At 52.7% G+C, this 23,778-nt stretch carries 25 protein-coding genes; 14 read left to right on the plus strand and 11 right to left on the minus strand.

The annotated features are described in order from the left end of the window. Position 1: 1 nt before the first annotated feature. From cydB to LOS15_RS06920, 3 genes are all read right to left on the minus strand, one after another. Positions 2 to 1,003 (minus strand): cytochrome d ubiquinol oxidase subunit II, encoded by a 1,002-nt coding sequence (gene cydB, locus LOS15_RS06910; RefSeq protein ID WP_263069096.1) that lies wholly within the window; start codon positions 1,001 to 1,003, stop codon positions 2 to 4. Positions 1,004 to 1,005: 2 nt separating this feature from the next. Beyond that, positions 1,006 to 2,421, minus strand: coding sequence for a cytochrome ubiquinol oxidase subunit I (locus LOS15_RS06915; protein WP_263069098.1), 1,416 nt, complete (start codon positions 2,419 to 2,421; stop codon positions 1,006 to 1,008). 196 nt (positions 2,422 to 2,617) lie between these two features. Beyond that, complete coding sequence (locus tag LOS15_RS06920; protein ID WP_263069100.1) at positions 2,618 to 3,592, minus strand: calcium/sodium antiporter; 975 nt, start codon at positions 3,590 to 3,592, stop codon at positions 2,618 to 2,620. Positions 3,593 to 3,742: 150 nt separating this feature from the next. Between LOS15_RS06920 and LOS15_RS06925 the strand changes: the two genes are divergently transcribed. From LOS15_RS06925 to LOS15_RS06965, 9 genes are all read left to right on the plus strand, one after another. Further along, positions 3,743 to 5,104, plus strand: a complete 1,362-nt coding sequence (locus LOS15_RS06925; protein WP_263069101.1) for a paraquat-inducible protein A — start codon at positions 3,743 to 3,745, stop codon at positions 5,102 to 5,104. Next, positions 5,097 to 6,782, plus strand: coding sequence for an intermembrane transport protein PqiB (gene pqiB / locus LOS15_RS06930; protein WP_263069102.1), 1,686 nt, complete (start codon positions 5,097 to 5,099; stop codon positions 6,780 to 6,782). The genes LOS15_RS06925 and pqiB overlap by 8 nt, the downstream gene beginning before the upstream one ends. Positions 6,783 to 6,794: 12 nt before the next feature. Further along, entirely contained in the window at positions 6,795 to 7,382 is a 588-nt protein-coding gene (locus LOS15_RS06935) for a membrane integrity-associated transporter subunit PqiC (RefSeq protein ID WP_263069103.1), read from the plus strand. Positions 7,383 to 7,492: 110 nt separating this feature from the next. Continuing rightward, entirely contained in the window at positions 7,493 to 7,963 is a 471-nt protein-coding gene (locus LOS15_RS06940; RefSeq protein ID WP_263069105.1) for a helix-hairpin-helix domain-containing protein, read from the plus strand. 263 nt (positions 7,964 to 8,226) lie between these two features. Continuing rightward, the gene (locus tag LOS15_RS06945; protein WP_263069106.1) at positions 8,227 to 9,480 is read left to right on the plus strand and encodes a DEAD/DEAH box helicase; all 1,254 of its coding nucleotides are present in this window, start codon (positions 8,227 to 8,229) and stop codon (positions 9,478 to 9,480) included. Positions 9,481 to 9,557: 77 nt separating this feature from the next. Beyond that, positions 9,558 to 10,061: a hypothetical protein gene (locus LOS15_RS06950; protein WP_263069107.1), complete on the plus strand. Its 504-nt coding sequence runs from the start codon at positions 9,558 to 9,560 to the stop codon at positions 10,059 to 10,061. Positions 10,062 to 10,070: 9 nt separating this feature from the next. Next, positions 10,071 to 11,270: an MFS transporter gene (locus tag LOS15_RS06955; protein ID WP_263069108.1), complete on the plus strand. Its 1,200-nt coding sequence runs from the start codon at positions 10,071 to 10,073 to the stop codon at positions 11,268 to 11,270. A 68-nt stretch (positions 11,271 to 11,338) separates the two neighbouring features. Then, the gene (locus tag LOS15_RS06960; RefSeq protein WP_263069109.1) at positions 11,339 to 12,409 is read left to right on the plus strand and encodes an asparaginase; all 1,071 of its coding nucleotides are present in this window, start codon (positions 11,339 to 11,341) and stop codon (positions 12,407 to 12,409) included. A gap of 85 nt (positions 12,410 to 12,494) precedes the next feature. After that, complete coding sequence (locus LOS15_RS06965) at positions 12,495 to 12,734, plus strand: DUF2789 domain-containing protein (RefSeq protein ID WP_263069110.1); 240 nt, start codon at positions 12,495 to 12,497, stop codon at positions 12,732 to 12,734. A gap of 41 nt (positions 12,735 to 12,775) precedes the next feature. Here LOS15_RS06965 and LOS15_RS06970 read toward each other — a convergent pair whose 3' ends face one another. Further along, entirely contained in the window at positions 12,776 to 13,441 is a 666-nt protein-coding gene (locus tag LOS15_RS06970; RefSeq protein ID WP_263069111.1) for a VTT domain-containing protein, read from the minus strand. Beyond that, positions 13,434 to 13,850 (minus strand): SRPBCC family protein, encoded by a 417-nt coding sequence (locus LOS15_RS06975; protein ID WP_263069112.1) that lies wholly within the window; start codon positions 13,848 to 13,850, stop codon positions 13,434 to 13,436. Before LOS15_RS06975 ends, LOS15_RS06970 begins: the two co-directional genes overlap by 8 nt. A gap of 203 nt (positions 13,851 to 14,053) precedes the next feature. Here LOS15_RS06975 and queC point away from each other — a divergent pair, with 203 nt between their 5' ends. From queC to ltrA, 4 genes are all read left to right on the plus strand, one after another. Then, entirely contained in the window at positions 14,054 to 14,764 is a 711-nt protein-coding gene (gene queC / locus LOS15_RS06980; RefSeq protein ID WP_263069113.1) for a 7-cyano-7-deazaguanine synthase QueC, read from the plus strand. Continuing rightward, positions 14,764 to 15,408, plus strand: coding sequence for a 7-carboxy-7-deazaguanine synthase (queE, locus tag LOS15_RS06985; RefSeq protein ID WP_263069114.1), 645 nt, complete (start codon positions 14,764 to 14,766; stop codon positions 15,406 to 15,408). Before queC ends, queE begins: the two co-directional genes overlap by 1 nt. After that, positions 15,408 to 16,268, plus strand: coding sequence for a 6-carboxytetrahydropterin synthase (locus tag LOS15_RS06990; protein ID WP_263069115.1), 861 nt, complete (start codon positions 15,408 to 15,410; stop codon positions 16,266 to 16,268). Before queE ends, LOS15_RS06990 begins: the two co-directional genes overlap by 1 nt. Before the next feature lie 368 nt (positions 16,269 to 16,636). Further along, a complete protein-coding gene (gene ltrA, locus LOS15_RS06995; RefSeq protein WP_232059512.1) occupies positions 16,637 to 17,473 on the plus strand; it encodes a group II intron reverse transcriptase/maturase in 837 nt (278 codons plus the stop codon). Here ltrA and LOS15_RS07000 read toward each other — a convergent pair. From LOS15_RS07000 to LOS15_RS07030, 6 genes are all read right to left on the minus strand, one after another. Beyond that, positions 17,388 to 18,248, minus strand: coding sequence for a LysR family transcriptional regulator (locus tag LOS15_RS07000; protein WP_011783503.1), 861 nt, complete (start codon positions 18,246 to 18,248; stop codon positions 17,388 to 17,390). The genes ltrA and LOS15_RS07000 overlap by 86 nt on opposite strands. Beyond that, complete coding sequence (locus tag LOS15_RS07010) at positions 18,242 to 19,252, minus strand: phosphonate dehydrogenase (RefSeq protein WP_058579626.1); 1,011 nt, start codon at positions 19,250 to 19,252, stop codon at positions 18,242 to 18,244. Before LOS15_RS07010 ends, LOS15_RS07000 begins: the two co-directional genes overlap by 7 nt. 9 nt (positions 19,253 to 19,261) lie before the next feature. Beyond that, complete coding sequence (phnE, locus tag LOS15_RS07015; RefSeq protein ID WP_058579627.1) at positions 19,262 to 20,092, minus strand: phosphonate ABC transporter, permease protein PhnE; 831 nt, start codon at positions 20,090 to 20,092, stop codon at positions 19,262 to 19,264. 10 nt (positions 20,093 to 20,102) lie between these two features. Beyond that, on the minus strand, positions 20,103 to 20,966 hold the full coding sequence (gene phnD / locus LOS15_RS07020) for a phosphate/phosphite/phosphonate ABC transporter substrate-binding protein (protein WP_058579628.1): 864 nt from the start codon (positions 20,964 to 20,966) through the stop codon (positions 20,103 to 20,105). After that, entirely contained in the window at positions 20,963 to 21,808 is an 846-nt protein-coding gene (gene phnC / locus LOS15_RS07025) for a phosphonate ABC transporter ATP-binding protein (RefSeq protein ID WP_011784779.1), read from the minus strand. The genes phnD and phnC overlap by 4 nt, the downstream gene beginning before the upstream one ends. A 442-nt stretch (positions 21,809 to 22,250) precedes the next feature. After that, complete coding sequence (locus tag LOS15_RS07030) at positions 22,251 to 23,279, minus strand: IS630 family transposase (RefSeq protein ID WP_054645368.1); 1,029 nt, start codon at positions 23,277 to 23,279, stop codon at positions 22,251 to 22,253. Between the two features lie 191 nt (positions 23,280 to 23,470). Here LOS15_RS07030 and LOS15_RS07035 point away from each other — a divergent pair, with 191 nt between their 5' ends. Then, positions 23,471 to 23,752, plus strand: coding sequence for a YkgJ family cysteine cluster protein (locus LOS15_RS07035; RefSeq protein ID WP_263069118.1), 282 nt, complete (start codon positions 23,471 to 23,473; stop codon positions 23,750 to 23,752). Positions 23,753 to 23,778: the final 26 nt, after the last annotated feature.

Genomic DNA, 23,778 nt, shown 5'->3' on the forward strand with positions numbered 1-23,778 from the left:
GCTAATGGTACCCATCCCCAACCCTTACCTTGCCGCGGAACACCCAATACGTCCACGCGGTATAAGTGAGAATAATGGGAATAACAAACACGACACCTACCAACAGAAATAGCTGAGACTCTGGCGCCGAGGCAGCATCCCAAATTGTCAGATCTGGGGGTACAATAACCGGCCATTTACTAACAATAAGACCCAGGTAAGTAAATACGTAGATACCTATTGTGGCGATAAACGGAACACTCTCTTTTCTCTGCTTAACCGCCCGATACACTGTAAAGGCACACAGCAGAGCAAGTGCCGGGAACACCCAGATGATTTGTAAATGGCCAAACCAACGCTCCCAAACTGCTGGGTCAACGAAGGGGGTCCATAAACTAATAATCGCAAATACGCCCAATACAAGGGCTAGCAGCAAGGGAGTAATCTTGTAGGCCCACTCCTGAATATGACCTTCAGACTTTAAGATCAACCACGTGGCGCCCAGCAGTGCATAGCCCGCCATCAAGCCCAACCCCGTTACAACCGAAAACGGGGTGAGCCAGTCAAAGGCACCGCCGACAAAGGCGAAATTTTCAACGCGAAATCCCTGAATATATGCCCCCACCACGGCCCCTTGGGCAAAAGCGGCAACAGCGGATCCCCAGCAGAAGGCCCGATTCCACCAGCGACGGTTACGACGTGACTTAAAACGAAATTCGAAGGCTACACCGCGAAAAATCAGGCCTGCCAGCATCAGAAAAACCCCAATGTAAAGTGCCGGCAAGAACACCGAATACACCAGTGGAAATGCGCCTAGCAGCCCCGCTCCACCTAATACTAACCAGGTCTCGTTGCCGTCCCATACCGGCGCCACAGAGTTCATCATAACGTCCCGGGCATCTTCGTCTGGGGCGAAGGGATAGAGTATTCCAAGCCCTAAATCAAACCCATCCATTAAGACGTACATCATGATGCCAAAGCCGATAATGAACGCCCATATTAGTGTTAAATCAAACATTTCCATGTTTAGCTCCTAACCGGATCAACGTCATCATCAAAGGGTGTATGAGAAGCAGACATGGGGCGCATAGGCCGTTGAAAATTTTCACCTGCTGTTTCACGCTCTTCTTGCGGCAGCATGCCATTGCGTACAACCCGCGTGAGGTAGTAAATACCCGCGTAAAACACCACGCCATAGACCAATACGTAGCCAATCAGGGTAAATAGTGCCATCGCGCCTGTTAGCGACGGCGTAACCCCCTCGGCGTGGGTCATCATGCCATACACCAACCAAGGCGAACGGCCTGACTCGGTGACCACCCATCCGGCCAACACCGCGACAAAAGGCATCGCAATCATGCCTGTTAACGCCTTCAGGAAGACAGGATTATGATAAATACCTCCTTTACGACGTAAAATTAAGCCCGCGAACGCCACGGCAATCATTAACAGGCCGATACCCACCATCACTCGGAAAGCCCAAAAAACGATGGCTACCGGCGGCTGCTCATCAAGTGCGGCCTCTGAAATACCTGGCACCTCGCCATCTGCCGAATGGGTTAAAATAATGCTCGCCAAATTAGGGATTCCCAAGGCAAAGCGGTTGGTTTGCGCCTCTTGATCAGGGATAGCAAATAACAGAAGCGGTACGTTGGTGGATGTTTCCCAATTCCCCTCCATCGCCGCCACTTTAGTCGGCTGGTGCTCAAGCGTATTTAAACCATGATAATCACCCACAACAGCTTGCGCGGGCGCCAGGAATAGCAATAACCACAGGCACATCGAGAGTGCACGGCGGTTCGCCTCTGGATCGCGATTTCTCAATAAAAACCACGCGCTAACCCCTGCGACAACAAACCCGCCGGTCAGGAAGGATGCCATGGCCATATGGGCAAAGCGGTAGGGGAAGGAGGGATTAAAAATAGCTTCCATCCATGACACGACATGGAAGCGGTTATCAATCAGTTCGACCCCTGCCGGTGTGTGCATCCAACTGTTGGCGGAGAGAATCCAGAATGATGAGATAAACGTGCCAACGGCCACCATAATTGCGGCAAACAGATGCACACCCTGCGGCACTTTTCCTCGACCAAACAGCAGTACCCCAAGGAAAGCCGCTTCTAAGAAGAAGGCCGTAACCACTTCATAGCTGAGTACAGGCCCCAAAAAGTTAGATGCGGCCTGGGAGAAGTTGCTCCAGTTCGTACCGAATTGGAACGACATCACAATGCCCGACACCACCCCCATGCCAAACACCACAGCGAAGACCTTTGTCCAAAACAGCGACAAACGGTCCCAAGCTGGGTTTTTGGTTTTAAAATAGAGGCCGTGCAGTAGAGCAATATATGAGGCTAAGCCTATGGTAAACACAGGGAATATAGCGTGAAACGATACAACAAAGGCGAACTGTATCCGCGATAACACCAGGGGGTCGAGTTCCATCACACTCTCCTAAGACCTGAACAATTATCCCCTCAAAGGGGTCACACAAGCTTAGTTGAGCCTAAGTGGCACTGCATTTTAGTTATAAGCACTAAGCTTATTCTTTTAATTCCGGTTATCTTACAGATTCGACAAAAGCTATACAGAGAAAGTTTGCCGCTGAACTGTGTCGCATTGACGCAGAGATAAAAGCGCGTCAGCTAGCGACAACGATACTCACCATATAGCCCGTATATGCAAGAAATAGCGCCAGCAAAAAACCGCCTTCTAACCGGTTAATCCGACGTGGGCGACCGCGCCAGGAAAATGCAAAGATAACCATCAACAGTGTCATCCCCGTCATAACGCTCCAATCGCGAACCAGCACCTCACGCCCCGCTTCGATGGGGTGAATAACCCCAGCTAGCCCCACTACTGCTAAGCTATTGAATAAATTGGAACCTACAACGTTACCTAGCACCATATCGTGCTCTTTGCGACGCAGTGCACTAATAGAAGATGCCAACTCTGGCAACGAAGTGCCTATTGCAACCACCGTCAAACCGATAATCAAATCACTGACACCAAAACCCACGGCGATCTCAACCGCTCCCCATACCAATAGGCGCGAACTCACAATCAAAAGAATTAAACCCACCAGTGTCCACATGAGCGCTTTGCCACGGGACATAGGCTTACTATCCAGCGTCTCTGCAACTTCTTTTACCAGTGGATCATCCACTTGACTGCGAGAGCGAACGATACTCACGCCAATAAAGAGCGCTAGCGCGACCAGCAATATCAGAGCCTCCCAGCGTGAAATCCATCCATCAAACAGCATGACACCGGTTAAAAGCATGACGGCAATTAATAACGGCATCTCTTTACGAATGACGTCTGAATGCACTGCCAATGGCGCGATAAGCGCTACAAAACCCAACACTAGACCGATATTGGCAATATTTGAGCCATACGCATTACCTACCGCTAAACCGGGGTTTCCCTGCAAAGCGGCCAGCACCGACACGGTCATTTCAGGCGCAGACGTCCCAAAGCCGATCACAAGCATGCCAATCAGCAGTGGAGAAAGCCCAAGCCAGCGTGATGTGGCTGCGGCACCATCAATAAATTTCTCGGCACTCCAAATAAGTAGGATCAACCCCACCAACACCGCTAGATAAGCAAGCAACATTTCAGTTCCTTAATGTCGTAATGTTAGGCACTATCGCGGATGCATCCTTGTCCAACGCTACACGTCCGTCAAGTAGAGTTTATTCATCTGTTTGACAGCCCGGCACACCATCGTATTAGCTTTAACTACTTAATGCATTGAGAGTTCCTGTTGACCCACAGCCCTTTAAAAAGACGCCCGTTGCCGGTTAATACGCCGCTCGTCGACCGTTCGCCGCCTGAAATACGCGTTCAGCGTAGGCGATTGCGCGCCTGCCATGAGTGTGACTGGGTGTCCGCCCTTCCACCCCTTAAGTCTGGCGAGAAAGCCACTTGCCCGCGCTGCTCTCATGTACTGGTGAAGCGTAACCGTTATCCTGCCCAGCGCAGCATGGCATTAGCACTCGCTTCACTTATTGCCCTGCTCATCGCGATATCGTTTCCTTTTGTCAGCTTTAACTTAGGAGGCGTGGGCAATCGCATTGAACTCTCACAGACCGCGACGACATTGATCACCTTTCATCAACCCGTTGTCGCCATTGCGGTCATCATGACGATTGTCGTGCTACCAGCGATTTATTTGGTGGGTGTCATTTGGCTTCAATATGGGCTTTTACGCGCCAAGCCCATGCCCTTCAGCCGAGATATAGCGCGCTCTCTCACCCACTTAACCCCTTGGATGATGGCTGATGTCTTCATCATCGGCGCGCTAGTGAGCCTTATTAAAATCGCGGGCATGGCGCAGATTGAGCTGGGTATCTCTTTTTGGTCGTTCTGCATTTTTGCAGTGTTATTACTCAAGACGTCACAGTCCCTTGACGCCGACTGGATGTGGTTCTCGCTGGAGGGTGAACCCCTTGCGCCTGAGGGAACAAAAACCGGCACCACTGGCGCAAGTCAAGGCGTCACCGGGTGCCCTACCTGTGGCTTAGTCAATCGGCTTTCCTCGCCAAGCAAGAGCCGCTGTATGCGCTGCCATGAGAAGCTCCATCAGCGCTTACCTCACAGCTTACAGCGCACCTGGGCACTGCTTTTTGCCGCCACCATTATGTATATCCCCGCTAACGTCTACCCCATCATGACCACCACCAGTCTAGGGCACACAACGCCATCCACCATTATTGGCGGGGTGGTGCAGTTGCTACAAATGGGCTCCTGGCCGGTGGCCGCGGTTATCTTTATTGCAAGCGTCATTGTGCCGGTAGGTAAGCTAGTGGCCTTGGCGTGGCTCTGCCTTGTGATAAAGCGCAGCAACGAACTAAACGCCCAAAGCCGTACCAGGCTTTACAGGCTGACCGAGTTTATCGGCCGCTGGTCAATGGTCGATGTGTTTGTCGTCGCCATCTTAGTTGCCCTCATAAGGGCAGGCTCATTAATGTCGATTACTCCCGGACCAGCTGCATTAGCATTTGGAGCCGTGGTAGTGTTCACCATGTTAGCGGCCATAACTTTTGACCCACGCCTGATCTGGGACGCCCCACCACCACGCTCTGATCGCCGTAAAACGGCCACCAAGGAACCTGTTGATGGCTAATGATTCAACTCCGCAACAAAAACCAACACCTTCAGAAGAGAATAACCTGCACAGAGCGAAGTCTTCGCCTCAAACCAGGCTTTCGCCTATCTGGATTGTGCCCATTGTCGCCGTGATTATTGGCATGTGGCTGGTATACGACAACTACTCAAGCCGCGGCACGCTGGTCACGCTCAATATGGAAAATGCCGAAGGCATTGAGGCGGGCAGCACATTAATCCGTAGCCGTAACGTTGAAATAGGCCGTGTACAGAGTGTGCGATTATCCGACGACCTTTCTCACGCGGTACTGACTGCTCGTATTCAGCCTGAAGCCGAGGCGATGCTTCGTGAAGATAGCCGTTTTTGGGTCGTCAAACCGCGCATCGGGCGAGAAGGCATCAGTGGCCTTGGCACCGTGCTTTCGGGTGCTTATATTCAACTTGAGCCAGGCAGGTCGGAAGAGCCACGCCGGGAGTTTCAGGTCAGCGACGTTCCACCGGTCGCGCCTGCAGGCCAAGCGGGCCTGCAAATCCGCTTAGTCAGCCAATTGGGCAATTCACTGCGCGTAGGCGACCCAGTCTCTTTCCAAGGTTATACCGTAGGTCGTGTTGAAGACACCCGCTTTGAGCCTGAATCTCGCACCATGCATCATCAGGTCTTCATAGAAGAGCCCTATGCGCAGCTTGTAACGGACAGCACCCGATTTTGGACATCCAGTGGCGTTGATTTTCGATTAGATGCCGACGGCGTGCGTGTCAATGTGGAGTCCCTCGAAGCACTCTTGGGGGGTGGAGTTACCTTCGGCGTTCCCGAAGACCTCCCCATGGGCCGCCCTGTAGAAGCCAATGCCAGTTTTAGCCTCTATGTGGATGAGGACAGCGCCCGCGAAGGAACCTTTAACCGCTATCTTGAATACGTATTACTGGTTGAGGATACGGTACGTGGTCTCTCTAAGGGAGCACCTGTGGAGTTTCGTGGAGTTCGCTTGGGCACCGTTGCCGCAGTTCCCTGGAATTTTACTGCTCCACAACCCGATTCAAGAGCCCAATTTGCCATTCCCGTACTCATCCGTATTGAACCGCAACGGCTAGGGATTGAAAACGAAGATATCGATTTAGAAATGTGGGAAGAACGCTTTCAACGTATGTTCGGCATGGGTCTGCGCGCTTCATTAAAAAATGGCAATTTGCTGACGGGTGCTCTCTTTGTGGATCTTAATTTCCAGCGTGATTTAGCAAACCAGTATTTGGCAGAGTCTTTCTCAGAGCGCACTGTTTTCCCTACGGTGGCAGGCGGGTTTGCCCAAATCCAAGCCCAGGTGACCAATTTGCTGGATAAACTTAATGGATTAGAGGTAGAGCCGTTACTCGCTGGCCTGGATCGCAACCTGCAAGCCTCCGAAAGCGTGCTCAACGAGGTGCGTGAGGTTAGCGCGTCCATGAACCAACTGTTAAATGATCCAGATACTCAAGCCATTGGTGGCAACCTTAACGCTACGCTTGATGAGCTACGCAGCACGCTACAAGGCGTTTCACCCTCATCGCCCGCCTATCAAGAGCTAACCACCGCGATCCAACGCTTAGACCGTTTAATGCGTGACTTACAGCCACTCACCCGAACCTTAAATGAAAACCCAAGGGCGTTGCTGTTCGATAACCTGGATACCCAGGACCCAATACCCCGTGCTCCACGCTAACAAGGAGTTATCATGCGCTATCTAGCGAACATTTTACCGTTGCTTAGCCTAAGCCTTTTGCTCTCGGCTTGTGCAAGCAGCGTTACCCCACCCGCACGTTACATGCTACCCAGCAGCCCGGCGGTAGACGCCCCTGCCCAGCCTCAAGGCACACTGCACGTACGCTCGCTGCGGCTAGCGCATTATTTAGATGTCGACGGTATTGTGATGCAGTTAGATGACATTACCCTTAATGAAGCGCGGGAGCATCAATGGGCAGAAAGCCTCGCCCGCCAGCTAGAGCGCACTCTACGGGCACATTTGGCGCATGAACTCCCCACGACCCAGGTCGTCCGAGAGGAGAGCAATGCATCCAACGCTCTCACGTTGCAACTGGAAATTGACCAGTTCCAAGGCAGGTACGATGGTGTTGCGGTAGCCAGTGGCCAGTGGCAACTCAGAACCGCCAGCAATGAGTTGCTGGCATTGAAGAGCTTTACCGCTAAGACAGAGCTCAATGAAGATGGCTACCCAGCACTCGTTCGCGCGCTCAGCACCAGCTGGGCCAACAGTGCCGCTCAGATTGCGAACCAGCTTCTCCAAGGCAACTATTTTGAATAGCGTCCCAAACGTCCTTTAAATGTGCAAATGCATAACCTTTATTTGGTTTTTTAAAAAACGTTCTTAAACTGAGACTCAGGCTACTTAAAAGACCCGAACAAGGATGCGTTATGAATAGTGACGACAACACCTTTGACGTTGAGGCGCTTTGCAACCATCTTGCCAACATGACGCACTCTCTTGAGGCATGGCTTGGAGGTGACTTGTCACTCTCGTTACTAGAAAAAGCCCAACACAGCCACGAGGCACTCACTGACGTGCTAGCTACTCAAGGAGTGTCGACTGAGACCATCGAGGTCCTGGAGCGTATCGAACGATTCATTGCTGAACAGGCTCTTGAAATATACAGCGCGCCCAGCTTTGCCCAGCAGCAAGCACGTATTCTCGAAAACTTTACCGGCCCACTAATGACACTAGACGGCATTGGGCCTGCCACGGCGACACAGCTGTTTGACGCGGGCATAGCACACCCCAACCAACTCTTTGAGCTTAGCGCCGATGAAGTAGCCTCGCTGCCACTGCCTGCCGCCAGCCATGCGCGGGTTACCAGCCTTTATACGCAACACGTTAACCACCAATAACCGCGTTGAAAGGCACCGTCAGCTAGCAATCGTGATACACTGTAGCGGTGTATCACCGTTATTTTTCAGCACTACCCCGTCACTTCCGAACAAGGCTTTGTCATACGTGCTTGCCTTTTACGGCTAATAAATGTCCATCGCGGCTGCGCACTTTATCTGGCAAACTTCGCTGCCGCGACGGTGTATCATCCTCGCTTTTTGAACATTACGCTTAGCAAACCGCCGCCTATCGGTGTGACTTGCTAGGTGATTGCGGAGAACGCATGAGCTTTTCTGAACTTGGTCTGCACGACGATTTACTGCGCGCCGTTACCGCGCAAGGCTATACCCAGCCAACCCCTATTCAATTAAAGGCTATCCCCGTTGTGCTGGAGGGGCGTGACCTACTCGCCAGCGCCCAAACCGGCACAGGTAAGACAGCTGGTTTTACGCTACCTATGCTGCAGCGGCTGGCTAACGGCAAACGCCCTGCCAAGCGCCAAGTAAGAGCTCTTGTCCTCACTCCCACCCGAGAGTTAGCCGCCCAGGTAGGTGAAAGCGTTTCCGCTTACGGCCAACACCTTGCGCTGCGCTCTCATATTATTTTTGGCGGCGTCGGTCAGCAGCCCCAAGTAGATGCCTTGAAAGCGGGCTTGGATGTTTTGGTTGCCACACCCGGCAGACTGCTGGACCTTCATCAGCAAGGCCATGTCGATTTGTCGGCGGTTGAAATCCTGGTTCTCGATGAAGCCGATCGTATGCTCGACATGGGCTTTATTCATGACATTAAACGGATACTGCGCTTAGTGCCTAAGAAGCGTCAAAATCTGCTGTTTTCTGCGACGTTTTCTAATGAAATTCAAGCGCTCGCCCAGCAACTACTGGACAACCCCGCGCTAATTGAGGTTGCACCACGCAACACCACTGCCGAAAGAATAGAGCAAGCCATTTACCGCGTTGATCGCGATAAAAAGCGTGAACTGCTCGCCCATTTGATTCAACAGCATAACTGGTTCCAGGTGTTGGTGTTTACACGTACCAAGCATGGTGCGAACCGCTTAGCAGAACAGCTCTCAAAGCAAGACATTCCTGCGATGGCCATCCATGGTAATAAGAGCCAGGGCGCTAGGACGCGGGCATTGGGCGCTTTCAAAAGCGGGGATCTGCAAGTGTTAGTGGCTACCGATATCGCCGCACGCGGGCTGGATATCAATGAACTTCCTCATGTAGTGAACTTTGACCTGCCAAATGTAGCGGAAGACTACGTGCACCGCATTGGTCGCACGGGACGTGCTGGCAGCAATGGTGAAGCCATATCATTGGTCTGTGTTGACGAGCATGGCTTGCTTAGCGGCATCGAACGATTAATCAAGCAGACACTTCCCAAGCGTATCGAGCCCGGTTTCGAACCTGACCCCAATGCGAAACCTGAACCCATAGAAAACGGTCGCCGTGGCCAGCGACAACCCCGCGCTAAGCGTAAGTCCGAAGGTCACTCTGCGCCGTCAGGCGGCGAACGCCGTCGCGCCCGCCGCTAGCCTGCCGAGAAGGAATATGCGATGGTTAGCGCCTTGCATATTCCGGCATTACCGCTGAATTGATTCATGGAGTGATTATGGCGTCGAAGCAACTAATTAATGAATACCGTCAGTGGCTTGCCTTTCAGCATCAAGAGCAGTTGAGTCGTGAACATCAGGGTATATCACAGCGCCTGGAAGATGCGCGTGCGTCTTCGGGACAAGTGCTTCAAGCCTATCGCAGCATGGCTGAAAAGGCATCGATAGAAGGCGCCTGCTATCGCACGCTTTTTTTACGCGAGCGCGACAGCAATGACGCGCTACCCTGCGAAGGCTGGCTCTTCGTACGGCGTGTACTGAGCGAAGGCAACAGCACGCGAGTGCGCGTGACCCTGCTTGAAACGTTTACCCTTGAAGAAGGCATTATCGCTCCTGGCGATAAACCGGCACGCAAGCTCACCCTCGAAATCTATGATAAATTAGATATCAATAAAGGAATGCGCACCCAGGTTCGGGTAGATTGTTTGGATACTCCTCAGGACTATCACTTCATTACTCTACTTGATGCCGTGCGTGGTGATTTACGTCCACACCTTCAATAAGCACTCTCTATGGTCTCTCGTCGTGCGCTAACGTTCATCTTACTGATGTTCGTAGTAGGGCTTAATTTACGCCCTGCTATGTCGTCGGTTGCCCCGCTGCTAAACCGCTTACAAGAAACCGCCGGTTTAACACCGGTGGCGGCCGGCATCCTCACCACGTTACCGGTGCTTTTTTTGGGCCTATCGGCCCCACTTGCACCGCTATTGGCCCACCGGCTTGGCAGTGAACGCGCGTTAAGCGGTGCGCTATTATTATTAGCCAGTGGACTAATACTGAGGGGCCTACCGCTGCCGGGCAGTTTGTTTATAGGCTCGGCTATGGCTGGCGCCGCCATCGGCATTAGTGGCACGCTGCTGCCCGCCCTAGTGAAACGCGAGCTGCCCGAAAGTGCCGACTTACTCACGGGTCTCTACACCATGGCGCTCTGCTTTGGAGGTGCGTTGGGGGCTGGCCTTAGCGTTCCGCTTATGCAATGGCTAGGCAGCTGGCAGTTGAGTTTAATGAGCTGGTCACTGTTGGCGCTTGTAGCACTTCTTCTTTGGATCGTAAAAGCTCCCAAAGCCGAGCATTCAGAACAACCCACCGCATCAAACGCACCGCTCTTACATTTACTACGCAAACCGCTGACGTGGCACGTTATGCTATTTATGGGTATCCAGTCCTCAATGGCCTATATCGTGTTCGGCTGGCTGCCCACCTTATTGGTATACCGCGGCTATAGTGAAGCGGCGGCGGGCTGGACAATGTCTATTTCCATTATGTGTCAGTTAGGTGCTGCCCTTGCCGCCCCTTGGCTAGCACGCCTGGGTAAGGACCAACGCCCCACGCTGCTATTGGTGCTTTTCAGCACAGCACTTGGCCTATGGATGCTGCTCATCGCACCGCTGGTCTGGAAGTGGCCCGGCGCAGCACTACTGGGTATAGGCCAAGGCGGCAGCTTCAGCTTAGCGCTTAGCCTTTTGGTATTGAGAACCGCTACTTCCCGTTTAGCCGGACAGCTATCAGGCCTCGTTCAAGGTGGCGGTTACACCCTTGCAGCCCTTGGGCCATTTGGCGTGGGTTTGATGCTCCAAGCAGGGGCCAACATTGCTGACATTGCCTGGCTACTTATTTTATTGATTGCAGTCTGCTGCGGCTTTGCGCTGCTCGCCGGCCGTAGACGTCAACTCGACGATCAATCGGGCGAACTGTTAGTACATAACAACTAAATGACTCACTATGCTAACCAATAACAGCACCTCATGAGCGCAGCCTTCAAACACTTTAGGATAGAACTTTGAGCACGACTTCATCTTTAACGTCTATTGCGCCGACTAAAGATCGCCTGCTAGTTATTTATACCGGTGGCACCATTGGTATGTGGCAACAGGCCAATGGCTTATCCCCTGGCGGCAATTTTGGTGAACGCCTACACCAAGCATTCAGCACGCTTCCCCTGTCAAAACAGCAAAGCCTGCCCGCTTATGATGTCATTAGCTACGCATCGCTAATTGACTCAAGTGCTGCCACGCCGTTTCACTGGCAGCAGTTAGCGAAAGATATTGCCAACAATCTAAACAAATATTGCGGTTTCGTAATTATTCATGGCACCGATACCTTAAGCTGGACAGCATCTAGTCTCGCCTATCAACTACAGGGAATTGATCGTCCTGTGGTGTTAACGGGCGCTATGCAGCCACTAGAGGCCGCAGGTAGCGATGCCCTGGATAACCTATACGGCGCGTTTTACTTTGCCGCGCAACCAGCGCTGCAAGAAGTCGCCATCTATTTTGCTAATCGACTGCTACGCGGCGCGCGCTCCGTTAAGCAGCATAGTGAGGCAGTCGATGCTTTCTCCTCCCCTAATTATCCTCTACTTGGCGAACGGATAGGGGATGACTTCATACATTATCCTAGCCGCGGGCTGGCCTACCAACAGCGTGGCGCCCCGCGATTTGAGCTAGTTGACTATCGACCACTGGCCCAGGGAGAAGTCGCAAGAGTCGTTCTATGGCCTGGCATTAGCCCTTGGCAACTCAAAGCGATGCTGGGGGATTCGCGGTGCAAAGGTGCGCTCATACAGCTATGGGGAGCGGGCAACCTTCCCAGCAACCCGGAGCTGCTTGCCATGATCGCCGAAGCCAGCGGCGAGGGAAAAATGATCGCCGCAATCAGCCAGTGCCCGCAAGGAAGTATTCATCTTGGCGCCTATGCAGCGGGCGATGGTCTTCTAGACGCTGGCGTACTCTCAGGCGATGATATGACGCCTGAAGCAGCCTATACCAAGCTGGTACATCTGCTTGCGCAGCCGCTCTCGCTAGAAGACCAACGCCACCGCTTTTTAACGCCCCTTGTTGGCGAACGCTAATCCGTCGTTGATAAAAGAGACTGGCATAGTCGCTCATTCACGCTATGTTTAAGTGTACGTTAACCACTGGAAAGGAAAGCAAAATATGGAACAACCCGTACACCATTTTAGCGAGCTTTTTGAGCAGCTCGGCCTACCATCAGACGCTCAATCCATTGAGCGATTTATTCAGCGCCACTCCCCGCTACCCGAAGAGATGGCGTTAGCAGATGCACCCTGCTGGAACGAAGGCCAAGCGGAGTTTTTACGCGAAGCCGTCGAAGAGGATGCCGACTGGGCAGAAGTTGTCGACCACTTAGATGCTTCAATGCACAAAAATGCCTAATTGACTGCATTGCACAAAACAGTGCATCAACTAACAGAATGTTAAAACCTTCGCGCCGCCTCAACGCGGCGCCTGAACCAGCCTCCCACCAGTAGCAGCAACGTGAGTGCTAGAAGAGGGAATATAACGTCAAGCTGAAAAGCATCCTCCTCTTCAATCGCTTCTAGCGCGCCATAAATAGCACTGCTATATACTGCCCATTTCACCGATAAGCCAAGCGCTGCCGCGAGTAGATAACGGCCCAGCGCAATGCGCCGCAAACCGGCTGCAAAATTGATCACCGAATGGGGGAATCCCGGCAAGACACGCAGCGCGCACTGAGTAAGAAGATCGCTACGCGCCTCTAACGTGCTCATAACCTTGAGCGTCAATCCTTTTGGGTTCCAGCGGTCGCCCGCATGCGCCGCTAACTGGTATGCCCCCCATGCGCCAGCAACACTGCTAATCGTCAACATAAATGTCGCAATTAACGGCGAATAAAAGGGAGCAATTAACCATAGGCCAATGCTCCCTGGCAGCCCGATGGCTAACGTGACCGCCATGATTACCATAACACCCACGATCACTACAGGATGATGAGACATCGTGGCTGCCCAGCGTTTTACCTCTAGCAGATCCGGGGAGTACCATAGCCAAACATAAGCGAGCATCGCCACAACCGCGAAGCCAGCGACCCAGCGCCATGAGTAGCGTGTAAAATTATTCATGCAGACGAGCTTCAACCCGTTCGAGTATTTGGCGGCTAACTTTACCCACTAGCGGCTTGGCCGCTTTATTAACCGCTTTCTCCATTAAACGATTACGGATTTCATAGCGTAGCGTTAACTCTACCTTCGTACCTTCGGGCACCGCGCGCAGCTGGTAGCGTCCCTGATTCTTGACCCCTTCCAACGACTCCCATGCCAACACATGAGGAGGCTGAATCTCTGTCACTTCCACATCGAACGACCAGTCCATTCCGACCGCCCGCACATGCCAGCGGTAACGATCGTTGCCAAGCGTATCGATTGAGCGAATTAGGTCAGAGTAATCCGCAAAATCTTCAACACGACGCAATAACTCAAATACACGCTCTGGGGACGCTTTGATAATCTCACTATGTTCTATGGTGGCCATGAGCTTGTCTCTAACAGCTGGAATAAACAGCTTAACATGCCAAACCATACCGACATACTCAACGACATAGCGCCCCTCAAAGCTTCTCTACTGGTCATAACACACCACATTGCGTACACTGCCGCACTTCCGGACCGGACCCCGGAAAACTGCCTTGCCAAGCGGCAAGCACACGATAAATTCTCCGACAATGAGCATCTTGTATGTCACCTACCGCTACACCTGACGCTAGCGCGTCAACCACCGTCGTGATCTACTCAGGCGGCATGGACTCCTACACTGTTCTGCACCGCGCCTTAAAAGAAGGCCTTACCGTTCATGCTCTCTCGTTTGATTATGGGCAGCGCCACGCACGAGAATTGATAACAGCACAAAACGTATGCCAACAGCTAAAGGTGCCTCATCAAGTCATCGATATACGTGCCATTCACGGTCTGATCGATAACTCAGCATTAACCAACGACACCATGGCCATGCCAGAAGGCGACTATGCGGCAGACAACCTGCGCACCACGGTCGTTCCAAACCGCAACATGATCCTCCTCTCGCTTGCCATTGCTAAAGCGGTCAATATTGGTGCCCAGCGGGTCGATTATGGTGCCCATGGAGGAGACCACATCCTCTATCCCGACTGCCGTCCTGAATTTGTTCAGGCCATGAACCATGTGTCTGGTATCGCTAACTTTAAACCCGTCACTATCCACGCCCCTTACCTTCAATCTACCAAGGCGGAGATTTTACGTGACGGGCTCGCTATGGGCCTGGACTATCGCGACACCTGGACCTGCTATGAAGGGCGCGAACTCGCCTGTGGCAAATGTGGAAGCTGTCGCGAACGCTTGGCCGCCTTTGCCGCTAATCAAGCAATCGACCCACTTGCATATGCAAACGACGATTCGCAAGGGATCTCCTGATGTACCAGGTGAAAGAGGCGTTTTACACGCTCCAGGGCGAAGGTGCCCAAGCAGGCCGTGCCAGTGTATTTTGCCGCTTCAGCGGCTGTAATCTTTGGTCAGGCCGAGAGATTGACCGCGCTAGCGCCCAGTGCACATTTTGCGATACAGACTTCGTCGGCACTAACGGTATTAATGGCGGCAAGTTTGCCACGGCAAACGCTCTGGCCGAGCATATCCATGCACTTTGGCCCCAAAGTACCAGCCGGGCAACACCCTATGTTGTGTTCACTGGGGGAGAGCCACTGTTACAGCTTAATGCCGAGCTGGTAGCGGCATTGCACAGCCGTGGTTTCGACGTTGCGGTGGAAACCAACGGCACCGTTCTTCCCCCGCCAGGTATCGATTGGTTATGCGTTAGCCCCAAGGGAGCTAATCCCCTTGCCGTCACCCAAGGGGACGAGCTAAAGCTGGTTTACCACCAGCCCGACGCGCCACCAGAAAACTTTACCTCATTAGACTTTGGTCATTTCTTTTTACAGCCTATGGATCGCGGCAGTGAGCAGCTCAATACACAGACGGTTCAATCAACGACCGCTTACTGCATGGCTAATCCACAGTGGCGTCTTTCGCTGCAAACGCACAAAATCGCAGGATTTGAGTAATGTCTCTATTTGTTAACCACCTGACCCATATTGATGTCTCTCTTTGGTGCCCGGAAAAAGGCTTGAAGGGGTGCAGCTGGCAAGTGGATGCCCTACTGGATGGTGAGCTAGGTGAAGACGGTATGCTGTTTGACTTTGGTGAAGTGAAGCCTTGGATCAAACGCACCCTCGACAGTGGCCTAGACCATACACTGCTAATCCCCCTTAAAGCGCAAGGTGTTGAGGTCAGTGAGTGTTCCGAAGGCGTTTGCGTTCGAACGACGACTCCTTACAAACTGGAAGTACGCGGCCCCGCCGAGGCATTTACGTTACTCCCCTGGGAAACGATTACCATTGAAAATGTCGCGGATTTGCTAAGTAGCACTCTCACGTCGCAGCGGCCGGATAACGTGCACTATGTGAAGCTAAGCTTAAGCGATGAAGCGATTGAAGGCGCAGCTTACGGCTATAGCCATGGGCTAAAACGCCACTTAGGTAACTGCCAACGTATTGCCCATGGACACCGCTCCAGGCTCTATATTTGGCAAGAGGGTGAACGCCAAACGACGCTTGAGCAGCACTGGGCTGACTGGTTAGACAACCGCTATTTGCTTGAAGAGGCCGATATCACGCGTCATGATGACACCACGCTCACCTGCCGCTATATAGCTGCCCAAGGGGAATTTTCACTCACTATCCCTAAGGCTCGCTGCTGCATATTGCCTAAGCCGACGACCGTCGAAAATATTTTTTTAAATCTGGCATTGGCTGATACATCCCACAAACCTGCTAATGCGCTCGCAAACATCTGTCCATTCATACTGAAAACGATCAAGTTGAACAATTCTCTCTGCACTGAAATAAGCTCAATGTCGGACTGACAGAGAGTCTCATCTACTATAACTCGAATCTGAGCATTTTCTGGTAAGAAGGGTTTGATACCGAGTGTTCTGATATTGCTAATCACGTGAAAGTATTCGCCATCCATATACCCAATTGGTGGGTGGGCCATAATGAATTCAAGAAGAATGTCATGGGGGATGGAAGAAAAGCTGTTCGATCGATATCGCAAACTGGTCAAGACGTGACGATAGTCAACGGATAGTTCAGGTGAAAGAATCAGCTGATCTACGCGAACTGTCATTACCTTGTGATTATTAGCCATGGGCACAACCTCGAATATTAACAATGCAGCCATATTACTAACTGAGGGGCGTGCTGTGTTTTATCTAATTTCGGTATTTCCGCAATTAGAGAAAAAAATTCCAAGCGCCAGGTATGGAAGGCGTATCAGCGCGTTAAATCAAATCGAGGTGCGGCCGGTGTAGATGGCCAGACGATTCAGGACTTTGATCGAGACTTAAGTAAGAACCTCTATCTAATTTGGAATCGGATGTCGTCCGGCAGCTATTTCCCACTGTCCGTCAAAGCAGTTCCAATTCCGAAGAAAAGTGGAGGAGAAAGATTGCTCGGGGTACCCACGGTTAGCGATCGTATAGCGCAAACTGTGGTTACTATGACGCTGGAACCTATCCTGGAACCTGTCTTTCATGTGGACTCGTACGGGTATCGGCGCGGGAAATCCCCGCATGATGCGCTTGCGATCACGCGAAAGCGGTGCTGGGAAAGGGACTGGGTGCTGGAGTATGACATCCGTGGCTTGTTTGATCATATTGATCATGAGCTATTGCTCAAGGCCCTTGACCACCATTGCTCTGAATCCTGGGTGCTGCTGTATGTGAGGCGCTGGCTAACGGCACCGATGCAGACGAAAGATGGTAAGCAGGAACGACGGAACGTTGGCACACCACAAGGTGGCCCGTTATCGCCAGTTCTGGCAAACCTGTTTCTGCATTATGCATTGGATCGTTGGCTGACCGTTCGTCATCCGGATATCCCATTCTGCCGATATGCAGATGACGGAATACTGCGTTGTCGAAGTGAGCGTGAGGCTCAGTATCTGCATTCCCAGCTAGATATGCGTGAGGTGGACCCAATAGCTATTCACAGAGATGCCCAACAAACGAGTATACTGGCCTGTGTTTGTCCAGGCTGCTCGGATAAATCACCATCAGCTCCTTGCTAAGGCCAGGCTCACTCACGGGAATAGCCACCAGACTTCCATTTTGGACCTCCTCCCGTACAGAACTTTCAAGCACCAACGATGCGCCAAGTCCGACCTTAACCGCTTGCTTGACGGCTTCGGTGCTACCCAGCTGCATAGATACCGTCGGAAATGGCCCATGCTCACCGAAGTAGGTCGCCAAAAGCCGGCCAGTGCCGGTGCCGGGTTCGCCGCCGATCAGAGCCATGTTAGACAGCGTATCGCGGTCGATATCGGTTCGACGGGCTAACGGGTGACCAGGCGGAACGATTAGAACAACGGGCTCGTTACGCCACGCCTGAGCATGGAATCCGGGTAGATCATGCCACCACTCCATAATCGCCACGTCCAGCTCACCGTCCGATAAATGCCGTGCAATAGTCGGATTGGAATCTATTACCACATCCACCTCGGGCCCTACGCCCAGCTCCTTGTAACGACGGATGTAGGGCTGGAGCATATAAATCCCAATATTGGAGCTCGCCCCAACGCGAAGTCGAGCCTCCATAATGGAAGATCTCGCCTGCTCCTCCAGCCGGAGCAGACTTCGGGCAAAAGGCAACAAGGTTAAGGCAGCCCGGGTTGGCTCACAGCCAGAGCGCCCCCTGTGGACCAATAAAACGCCAAGTTGGTTTTCGAGTTTTTGAAGGTGCTGGGACAGTGTGGGTTGTGCGATGTCCAACTGGCGGGCTGCGGCCTGAAACCCGTTGTGGTCCAGCACCGCCACGAAACTCTTCAGCCAGACAAGATTCAGCATGGGCCGCTCTCGCGGCCACTGGGATCATTGATCGCATCACCCGGCCGCTCACCCCGAAGCACTTGCAGAATGTTCCGAGCAGCGCGTTGCTCGATAGCCAGACGCACCTGGCTGACTGCCGATCCGATGTGAGCAGTAAACAGCGTGTTGGGGTGGGCCCTGAGCCCCTGGGCGATCTCCCTCGGACGATCTTCTCTCGCCCAATCTTCCATCTCAAACACATCAGCGGCGTACCCCCCCAACTGACCGGATTGAAGCGCTTGCAGAACACTACCCTCATCCACCACAGATCCACGGCAGGGATTGATAAGGAATGCGCCCGGTTTCATTCCTGTTAGCGTTTCGCGATTAATGGTGTGGAGGGTTTGCTCATTGAGCGCCAGTGCCAGGATCACAATATCTGACTGGGCCAGCAGCATCTTGAGGGGAGTATGGGACAAACCCAGTGCCTGCTCATGCTGCACGGGTAAACGTTCCGGCTGGGAATAGATTAAATCCGCTCCCCATCCGTTCAGGCGCTGCGCCACCGCTTGGCCGATGGCCCCCATACCCACAATACCAATCCGTGAGCCTTCGATCCCCTGCCCATAGAAGCGTGGTGTCCAGCCAGTAAATTCACCGGATCGAACGAAGTGGTCCGCCGCCTTGACTTGTCGGGTGAGACTGATCGTCAGCCCGACCGTTAGCTCTGCAGTAGGCACGGTTAGCAAATCCGGTACAAATGTCAGCCAAACCCCATGACGCGTGCAGGCATCCACATCAAAGTTGTCATAGCCTTTCAGGGCTGCACCAATCACCTTCAAGCGCGGACACCCCTGTAGGAACTCCACTCCAACTCGGTCTGGCATGAACGCCATCATCGCATCAGCGTCTGCAACGCGCGCAGCCACTTCCTCCTGGGGCAACGTGGCGCCGGATTGGTTGGTGACCAGCTCGCAATCTTGGGCAAGTTCATCCAGAACACTGTCATGGATCTTATGGGTTATCACAATCTTGGGTTTCATAGACGGTCCTTATTTGAATTTCTTACGAAGGCGGCCACTGAGACTGTCCACGACGGTGACCATCAACAAGATGACAATGAGAATGGCGCTGACTTCCTGATACTGCATGATTCTCAGCGAGCCCATCAATTCGAAGCCAATACCACCGGCACCCACCATGCCCATTACGGTCGAGGCACGGAAATTGTATTCCCAGCGATAAATGGACACGTCCGCGAATTGAGGAAGTACTTGTGGCAGCACGGCGTGATAGAGCACCTGCAAGCGAGTAGCGCCGGCAGCATCGGCCGCTTCCACTGGCGCCTCATCTACATGCTCAATCGCTTCGGCAAAAAACTTTCCAACCATGCCAATGGAGTGAAGACCGAGCGCCAGTACGCCAGGCAACGCCCCAAAACCAACAGCAGCCACGAAGATGATGCCCATGATCAGTTCCGGGACTGAACGCAAACCGTTTAAAAGGGTTCGAGTTACTTGGAACACCACCGGATGTGGAGAGGTGTTGCGCGCAGCCAGGAATGCCAGTGGCACAGACAAGGTTACTGCAATGGCAGTACCGGCAATGCTCATCGCAAGCGTGTCGATTAACGGCGACACCCAGCTGGCCACATTGGTGAAGTCAGGTGGAAGAGATTCGCCAATGAGTGTGCCTATGGCTGGCACGCCATTGGCAAGTGTATTGAAATTGAGCAGCCCTACGTGCCAACTTGCGACAAAAATGATGAGCAGCACTAACAGCGACTGTCCGAGTTTTTTCCGCCAGCCTTTCGCGTGCTCATCCAGCACGGAGGCCGACGGGGCCGGCGACAGAGTCGCCGGTTCCTTCGTTGTATAGTTCATGGGGCACTCCTCACATTTTTGCGAAATCAAGATTGAGCAGGCCACCCATAGCGCGGATGACATCGTAATCTTCGTCGGTAATTGCCGCGAATCCCTCAGCCTTCAGGTTGTCGAGAATCTCCGGGTCATCGATCTGCAGAAAGGCTTTCTGAATGTTGCTCTTCAGCTCAGGGGCCAGGTTCGAACGCATGGCCCAGGGGTATTGAGGAAAGTCACCGCTGTAGCCCAGCACTTTGACCTTGCTCCGATCAATCAAACCGAGGTCCATCACATGCTCGAAGATAACTTCGGACAACCCTCCGGCGTCGGCATTGCCATTGGCGACGTTAACCGCAACAGCGTCATGGCTACCGACGAAATGAGCCTCATAGTCCTTTCCGGCTTCGAGCTCTGCCTTCTCAAGGAGTACGGTCTTGGGGATCAGGTGGCTGGAAGTGGATGCGCGGTCACCGTAGGCCATTTTCTTGCCTTTGATATCCGCGAAGGAGCCAACGCCAGAGTCCGCATTGGCAATAATGATGGAGCGATAAGTCGGCTTCCCGTCTACCACCATGGCGGCAAAGGGTTCAATGTCACTCTTACTCTTGGCCATCACATAGGACAACGGACCAAAGTAAGCCAGGTCAATTCGGCCAAAACGCATGGCTTCGATCATGGAGGAGTAATCGGTGGTAACAATCAGTTCTACTTCCTTACCAAGAGTGGTTTCCAGGTAATCCTTCAAAGGTTGGTTTCGCTTGATCAGTTCTGACGCGTTCTCATCCGGCAGCAAGGCAACTTTCAAAAGATCAGGGTCTGTATCTGCGGCATGGGCTGACCAATGGATGCCGAGCATCATTATCAGAGCCAGCAAAGAGTGAATCATTGTCTTCATTGTGCTATCTCCAGTACGTCTGTTGTTATCGGGGTGGTCTTAGGTTTATGGATGGCTGGTTTGCCTTCCGCAGCTACCACGCTGGGTGAACGGTGGTAAATCTCGTCCAGGTGTTTCGATTTCAGGTTTTCAGGAGCATCGTCAAAAACGATATGAGCGTTCGAAAGGCCGATGATCCGGTCTGCAAAACGCTGGGCGTATTCCAATTGGTGCAAGGAAATAACCGCGGTGATTCCATCTTCCTGACAAATATCGCGCAGTAGGCCGAGTACCTTTTCAGAAGTGGCCGGATCCAGGCTGGCAACGGGCTCATCGGCAAGAATCATGGATGGTTGCTGCACCAATGCTCTGGCGATTCCAACCCGCTGCTGCTGGCCGCCGGACAACTGATCTACTCGGGAAAGCGCTTTGTCAGCCAGACCTACGCGGTCGAGGCATTGCAGAGCCAACTCCAGGTCCTGCCGGGGCAGGGGAAGCAGGCTTCGCCAAGTACCGTGATACGCAAGTCTGCCTGTCAGCACATTCTGTAACGCGGTGTATCGTTCGATCAGCTGGTGATGCTGGAACACCATGGCGGTGCGGCTGCGGTGCTGTCGCAGGATTCTACGGTTGGTCAGTTCACCAAACTCGCCAGACACAACCTTCCCGGTTGTGGGCTTAACCAGGTGATTCAGTGAACGAAGCAGAGTGGATTTACCCGCGCCTGAAAGTCCCAGTAGCACGGTGAATTCGCCCTTGTGAAAGTGAACGTTGGTGGGTTTGAGCGCGAGGACGTTTCCCGGGTAGGTTACGCCCATACTCTCGACTCGAAGCATCACATTGGTTGATTGAGTTGGGGCCACAGGATCACCTTTTGCAATAAATAAGCTCGCCGTATTGCGAGTTACAATTGAACGATAAAGCTGAGAGATGACACCGTCGTGTCACTGACGTGACAGTTTGATGAAGTGCTTTTGGTTCGCAAGGATTTTCCGAAGGGCTCTGTGAAATACATGGAGCTCAGCCAAAGTGGAACGAGCCACCCAGGAGCTTAAGCAACAAAAATTGCGTTCCACCGTCAGTCGGCGAATCTCACGGTACAGTTCGTCCGTGCTGAGTTCATCGAATTGCTTACCGACTATACTCTTGCCTTCGAGGAGGTCGGACGCGCTCTCCAATAGGTCGCGCTTCCAGGTGCTGACTATGGTGGGGTGGATCTGGAAACGGGCAGCAATTCAAGGTGTGGCCTTAAGGGTGGGCAAGGACAGCCTTGCACTTACTAATTCGAAATAAAGTAAGCGAACATTACCCGGAGATATAAGCCAAATCCGGATGGCCAAAAAACGATTTCAATAGTCGTGGCAATTTTTGCAAACGTCGAAGCTGCCGGTAAACAGTGCTCCGAAGTTGTTCTTTGCTGTTAATGATCTTTTTACCGACGTGATGGTATTTGATATAGCCCCAAACAGACTCGTCAGGATTCAGCTCCGGCGAGTACGGCGGCAGGAAGAACAACCTGAGCTTGCCGTCGAGACTCTCAACATAGTCTCGAACCCGACGAGCATGATGAACCGGGTGGTTATCGAGGATCAGGAAAACCGGCTTGTCAACGTCTTGCACCAGAGCCTTGAGGAAACCAAGAAACGCATCGGTGTTCATGTTGCCCTGAATGGTCTTAAAGCGAAGCTCGCCGCGAGGCGAGATGGCCGAGATCAGATTGATGCTGAAGCGACTGCCCGTATTACGGATGATCGGAGTTTCACCCCTGGGTGCCCAGGTGGTGCCACTGTGATAATCAGACCGAATGCTGGCTTCATCGCCGAAATAGATGGTGGCGCCGACTTTTTTTGCTTCCTTGCGAATTTCCGGGTAGGTCTCTTCTTTCCATTGTTTCACGGCCTCTGGCTTTTGCTGGTAGGCCCGATGCAGGGGTTTCTGAGGCGTCAGCCCCAGGTTTCGAAGCAGACGACCGACCGAGACATCGCTTAACCGGACGTTGAACTTTTGCCGGATGAGCTCACGCACTCGGCCCCGAGTCCACAGGGCAAAATCAAACTTCAACTGGTCCGGCGTAAAGGTCGTTATCCAGATATACAGCTCCCGGATCTGAGCACCGCTCAGTTTCTTGGGACGACCGGAAATCTGCTTGGCCTTGAGCGCGTCAAAGCCACCCTCGCGGTAGGCAGCCAGCCATTCATAGATTCGTGCTCGGCTCATCCCCAGCGCTTTGATGACGACTTCTGGACTCTCGCCATCCATGACCCGTTGAACGGCGCGAACGCGAATGGCTTCTAATGTTTTGTGATCAAGTTTACGACCGTCATCGTGGCGCATGTGTGTAAATATCCGATAAGCTTGGCGAACGGAGCCTACATTATAAATGATGTTCGCTTACTTTCGAACCCATTAGTAAATGGCTTTATTGCCTCATGGTTAGCCGACCAAATATCCGTACAGAGCGGAAAGTCATCTTCCGTACAGGCATTTGAAGGGATTAACAAAGGCGCGATGGCTGACGTATTAACATGAGCAGTAAGATCATTGCGAAGCAGCCGGCAGCGTGCCGTGTCGGCTGTGGGGCATGCTGCATCGCCCCCTCCATCACATCCCCTATACCGGGGATGCCTCACGGCAAACCCGCTGGGGTGAGATGTGCTCAATTAAGCGAGGACAACCTGTGTAAGTTGTTTGTCCATCCCACTCGCCCGGCGGTGTGCAGGCAGTTCGAGTTTGATAGCCAGGTGTGTGGCGAGCACCGCGAACAGGCGATCGCCACACTCACGTGGCTTGAAAAAACGACCGCCTAGATAGCGCGCTTCTTTACGTAAGCCAG

Source organism: Halomonas sp. 7T (genome assembly GCF_025643255.1).
Lineage (GTDB): Bacteria > Pseudomonadota > Gammaproteobacteria > Pseudomonadales > Halomonadaceae > Vreelandella.

Excerpts from the sequence above, each read along its gene's own strand:
- cydB (WP_263069096.1), bottom strand. The coding sequence starts at position 1,003 with ATGGAAATGTTTGATTTAACACTAATATGGGCGTTCATTATCGGCTTT.
- LOS15_RS06915 (WP_263069098.1), bottom strand. The coding sequence starts at position 2,421 with ATGGAACTCGACCCCCTGGTGTTATCGCGGATACAGTTCGCCTTTGTT.
- LOS15_RS06920 (WP_263069100.1), bottom strand. The coding sequence starts at position 3,592 with ATGTTGCTTGCTTATCTAGCGGTGTTGGTGGGGTTGATCCTACTTATT.
- pqiB (WP_263069102.1), top strand. The coding sequence starts at position 5,097 with ATGGCTAATGATTCAACTCCGCAACAAAAACCAACACCTTCAGAAGAG.
- LOS15_RS06935 (WP_263069103.1), top strand. The coding sequence starts at position 6,795 with ATGCGCTATCTAGCGAACATTTTACCGTTGCTTAGCCTAAGCCTTTTG.
- LOS15_RS06940 (WP_263069105.1), top strand. The coding sequence starts at position 7,493 with ATGAATAGTGACGACAACACCTTTGACGTTGAGGCGCTTTGCAACCAT.
- LOS15_RS06945 (WP_263069106.1), top strand. The coding sequence starts at position 8,227 with ATGAGCTTTTCTGAACTTGGTCTGCACGACGATTTACTGCGCGCCGTT.
- LOS15_RS06950 (WP_263069107.1), top strand. The coding sequence starts at position 9,558 with ATGGCGTCGAAGCAACTAATTAATGAATACCGTCAGTGGCTTGCCTTT.
- LOS15_RS06955 (WP_263069108.1), top strand. The coding sequence starts at position 10,071 with ATGGTCTCTCGTCGTGCGCTAACGTTCATCTTACTGATGTTCGTAGTA.
- LOS15_RS06965 (WP_263069110.1), top strand. The coding sequence starts at position 12,495 with ATGGAACAACCCGTACACCATTTTAGCGAGCTTTTTGAGCAGCTCGGC.
- LOS15_RS06970 (WP_263069111.1), bottom strand. The coding sequence starts at position 13,441 with ATGAATAATTTTACACGCTACTCATGGCGCTGGGTCGCTGGCTTCGCG.
- LOS15_RS06975 (WP_263069112.1), bottom strand. The coding sequence starts at position 13,850 with ATGGCCACCATAGAACATAGTGAGATTATCAAAGCGTCCCCAGAGCGT.
- queC (WP_263069113.1), top strand. The coding sequence starts at position 14,054 with ATGTCACCTACCGCTACACCTGACGCTAGCGCGTCAACCACCGTCGTG.
- queE (WP_263069114.1), top strand. The coding sequence starts at position 14,764 with ATGTACCAGGTGAAAGAGGCGTTTTACACGCTCCAGGGCGAAGGTGCC.
- LOS15_RS06990 (WP_263069115.1), top strand. The coding sequence starts at position 15,408 with ATGTCTCTATTTGTTAACCACCTGACCCATATTGATGTCTCTCTTTGG.
- LOS15_RS07000 (WP_011783503.1), bottom strand. The coding sequence starts at position 18,248 with ATGCTGAATCTTGTCTGGCTGAAGAGTTTCGTGGCGGTGCTGGACCAC.
- LOS15_RS07010 (WP_058579626.1), bottom strand. The coding sequence starts at position 19,252 with ATGAAACCCAAGATTGTGATAACCCATAAGATCCATGACAGTGTTCTG.
- phnE (WP_058579627.1), bottom strand. The coding sequence starts at position 20,092 with ATGAACTATACAACGAAGGAACCGGCGACTCTGTCGCCGGCCCCGTCG.
- phnD (WP_058579628.1), bottom strand. The coding sequence starts at position 20,966 with ATGAAGACAATGATTCACTCTTTGCTGGCTCTGATAATGATGCTCGGC.
- LOS15_RS07030 (WP_054645368.1), bottom strand. The coding sequence starts at position 23,279 with ATGCGCCACGATGACGGTCGTAAACTTGATCACAAAACATTAGAAGCC.
- LOS15_RS07035 (WP_263069118.1), top strand. The coding sequence starts at position 23,471 with ATGAGCAGTAAGATCATTGCGAAGCAGCCGGCAGCGTGCCGTGTCGGC.